This is a genomic window from Nitrospinota bacterium, from assembly GCA_035528715.1.
Taxonomy (GTDB): Bacteria; JADFOP01; JADFOP01; order DATKYB01; family DATKYB01; genus DATKYB01.
Genome location: DATKYB010000103.1, coordinates 1 through 3,588, shown reverse-complemented (window position 1 = coordinate 3,588; position 3,588 = coordinate 1). Strand labels below are relative to the sequence as shown.

General features: G+C 37.2%; 6 protein-coding genes. 1 reads left to right on the top strand and 5 read right to left on the bottom strand.

Going from position 1 to position 3,588, the window contains the following annotated elements:
- On the top strand, window positions 1–361 hold a 361-nt coding region (locus tag VMW81_07475), incomplete at its 5' end, for a hypothetical protein (GenBank protein HUU50783.1).
- 151 nt (window positions 362–512) lie between these two features.
- Here VMW81_07475 and VMW81_07470 read toward each other — a convergent pair.
- The 5 genes from VMW81_07470 to VMW81_07450 form a co-directional block, all read right to left on the bottom strand.
- A complete protein-coding gene (locus VMW81_07470; GenBank protein ID HUU50782.1) occupies window positions 513–1,136 on the bottom strand; it encodes a LysE family transporter in 624 nt (207 codons plus the stop codon).
- A 29-nt stretch (window positions 1,137–1,165) separates the two neighbouring features.
- Window positions 1,166–2,089 carry a hypothetical protein gene (locus VMW81_07465; protein HUU50781.1) on the bottom strand — a complete coding sequence of 308 codons (924 nt, stop codon included), beginning with the start codon at window positions 2,087–2,089 and terminating at the stop codon, window positions 1,166–1,168.
- 50 nt (window positions 2,090–2,139) lie between these two features.
- Window positions 2,140–2,595, bottom strand: a complete 456-nt coding sequence (locus VMW81_07460; GenBank protein ID HUU50780.1) for a ferritin family protein — start codon at window positions 2,593–2,595, stop codon at window positions 2,140–2,142.
- A 55-nt stretch (window positions 2,596–2,650) separates the two neighbouring features.
- Window positions 2,651–3,115 carry a nucleoside deaminase gene (locus VMW81_07455; protein HUU50779.1) on the bottom strand — a complete coding sequence of 155 codons (465 nt, stop codon included), beginning with the start codon at window positions 3,113–3,115 and terminating at the stop codon, window positions 2,651–2,653.
- Window positions 3,116–3,155: 40 nt separating this feature from the next.
- Window positions 3,156–3,588 (bottom strand): MBL fold metallo-hydrolase (locus tag VMW81_07450; protein HUU50778.1); only part of this gene is annotated, 433 nt, incomplete at its 5' end.

Below are 3,588 nucleotides of genomic sequence, written 5' to 3'. Positions count from 1 at the left end.
TCCATCTGGAACTGTAAAGATAGAGAGCACCTCTGTCGCAGCTGGCGTCGGTGTCCAATGGGGTGATGGCATGCTAACATTTGAAGGTAAAGACTATAAGTTTTCTGTGAAGGGCCTTAATGCAGGAATCGCTTTAGGCATTGCTAAGATAAAAGCTGAGGGAGAGGTTTTCAATCTGAAAAAAGTATCTGACTTATCCGGCACATATACAGCGTTGGAGTCTGGTGTCGCCATTGTCAAGGGTTTTCCTTCTGGTTTGACTTTGGAAAGCACCAAAGGCGTCGTCATCAATCTGAAATCAGAAGAGAAGGGGATTAGACTTAACGCTACATTGGGAGGCGTCAGAATCAAGCTTAAATAATGGGATGCGACCTTCCAAATAAAAGGTTTATTAAGCTAAAAGCCGGATTTGAAGATTCAACAAAAAAAAGAATAACTAAAAGGCCATCTTTTGATGGCCTTTTTTTATTAACTAATTCCGTACACCTGAATACGCTTAAAAGCTATGGCTTTTAAAGCAATCCTATTAATCTTAAACCATCTCTCAGAAAAATCAGAGCAAAGAAAACAAGAGCAATACCTAAGGCACGAACAATATAAAGATAATAGCTGCTTCCAATAAAGGGTCTTGATTTTTCTACAATCAGTGCAATAACTATCTTTGATCCAACAAGTAAAATATAAAATCCCAAAATAAAAAGAACAGCAGCAATAAAAGATATTCCCAGACCTTTAAAAACCATTGGACCACCAATAGAAAGCCAGAAAAGGTAAGGATGGGGGCTTAAGAAATTTGCAATAATTCCACGTTTGAGAGCCTCTTTTTTTTCAAGCTTGATTCCGAATTCTTCGCTTTTGACTCTGAGGTTTTCAACTCCAAGATAAACAAGGTAGCCCGCACCAAAAAGAGCGATTGACCCAATGATAAAACTATATTTTGTCAGGTATGATAGTATGAAGAATACAAAAAGAATAATGGGTAAGTCTGTAATAAGAGGAGCAACTGCAATTTTAACCCCTTCTTTTTTACCAAACTTTAAGGTCTCAGAAAAAACCAAGGCAAGAAGGGGTCCGGGGGATATTCCAGCAGCCAGACCAAGAATGAACCCTGAAATTAAAAATCCTAGCTCTTGCATCTTAGAAATAAAAAATATATCTTACTTAATTATTCCTTCACTACAATAAGTCTATCCATTGATATTTCAAACAGCTCTCTCTGTTCGTTTGAAACGAGAAGCTTGTTTCCATCAATGGCTATACCCTCGCATTGACCAGCTATAATGGGGAGCCATGATATTTTTCCATTAAAATAATTGACAGCACTATGATCTATTTCGAATAACCATAATGCTCGATAGGTCAAGACTGCTAATCGATTTCCATCCTTTGAGGCATCGGCTCCTGTAACTTGACCATCAATATCAAAGGAGCCTATGTATGTTAGTGGATTTTGTTTTAGGGGATTCATGGAATCAAAGCGGTAAAGCTTTGTGTAACGATTATCTCTATGTTTGGTAAGAAGATAGATCTTTTCTTTTGCCCAAAAGAGGGCTTCTGAATCATAATTCATCTTTTTGGGAGGAAAATTTTTTTGGTCGGGATAATAAAAGTTAACTTTTAAACTGACCTTAGCGAAGAGATCTTGAAATGGATCTGGTTCTTTTATGATATAGATTGATAAATCTCTTCTCGTGTTTTGATTATTCCCAAGATCACCTATAATCAGGTTTTCATGATTGTCTGTTGTAATATCTTCCCAGTCGATATTTATTGCATCATGGATAGTTATACCATTATATTCACCGGTCTCATCAGGTTTTATAATATCCCCTTTTCTTGTCACAGCAAATAATCTTGCATGATCACCCGAATCATTATGTGTCCAGTATACATCTTTAAAGAGCCTGCTTTTTACAAGACCAGAGGATTCCTTGATACTCTGAAAGCTTAATTTGGCATAGGGATCTAACCGAACAGACTCAATATCTGGAAGCCTAACTTCACTTATAGGTATATTTGGGGTACAGCTAAAAAAGCCAAAAAAGAAAAAACATAATCCTAAGAAAAGACAGAGTAAAGATTTTCTCATCTAATCCAAATGAATCATTTTAGAAAAAACGAATGAGTGCTTCTGTTAACTCAGTTCCAGGTAAGAATATGGTCATCGTATTCTATCTCGAACCTGAGTTTATGCTTTGCTTCTTCCTGGGCTAGGGCCTGGAATGTTCTTTTTAGATCTCTACTACTGGCCTTCGCTGCAAGGTTTGTGTAAAGCTTGAAGGCAGCCTTTTCCTTTTTCATGGCCAAGACCAGAGCCTTTTGATAGTCCAATTCCTGGTTTGGGTCTACATCTACAAGATAATCTCCAATCTTCAGATCAGTAATCTTCTCCTCTGAGGGCATCAGAGACCCATCTGTTTTAATACCCAGAAGCTTTTCTTTGTGTCCCTTCTCCTCCTCAGCAAACTCGAAAAAGACCTCTTTCATCCATGGCTTGTCCATCTTGCCAGCCAAATCAGTGTAGAAGTTAAACGCCTCCTCCTCTTCCTTGATAGCAAAGTCCAATATTTCATCCACTGAGCCGAATTTTTTCATACCTTATTCCTCCTTATATTTTAAATCAATTTTATAAAAAAATATGTTTTAACAATTAATATTGTATTTTATCTGTTTTAGATTCCCAGAGTTTAAAGGGTTTCAGACATTCATTCCTCTCTATTTGTGTTTCCTTTACCTTCTTTTCTTTGGCTTTGCCTTTTATAGCATCATAAATGTAATGGTCGTCAAATCCTATTTTCGCAGCATCCTCTTTTGTGCATCCATAATATATTTTCTTTATTCTTGCCCAATGAATAGCTGATAGGCACATTGGGCATGGTTCACAAGAGGTATATATTTCACAATCTGATAGATTAAATCTTTTTAATTTAGAAGAAGCCTTTCTGATTGCAACGATTTCAGCGTGTGCTGTTGGGTCATTGGTCTTGGCAACTTCATTGTGAGCCTTTGAAATGATTTCTCCATCTCTTACGATAACAGCCCCAAATGGTCCGCCATCATTATTTGAAACTCCATTACAGGCTTCTTCTATAGCTATTTTCATAAAATGATTCATTCGATTTATTCTTTCATATTATTTGAAGATAAATATTGTATTATGCGTTTGATTCCTTAAATTCCTTTAAAAAGGGATTGGTTTTTCTTTCAATTTCAATGTTTGTTGGAGGTCCATGTCCGGGAAATACTTTGGTGTTGGGTTTCAGGGTGAGAAGCTTTGACTTTATAGAATGACTCAGTTTTTCATAGGAGCCTCCAGGGAGATCCGTCCTTCCTATGGAACCGGAAAACAGGGTGTCTCCAACAAAGATTGAATCTTCTATGAGAAATGATAAGCCTCCGGGAGTATGCCCAGGGGTGTGGATTACACGGGCCTTTAATTCTCCAAAGGAGATTTCATCATTATCCTCAAGAAATCTATCAACCTTAGGAGGAGAATTTGCCTTAAGACCGAAGAATTGAGCCTGGTCAATTAGATGTTCTAAAAAAGAAAGGTCGTCTTTATGCATGCAAAAATTCACTCCCAGCTTT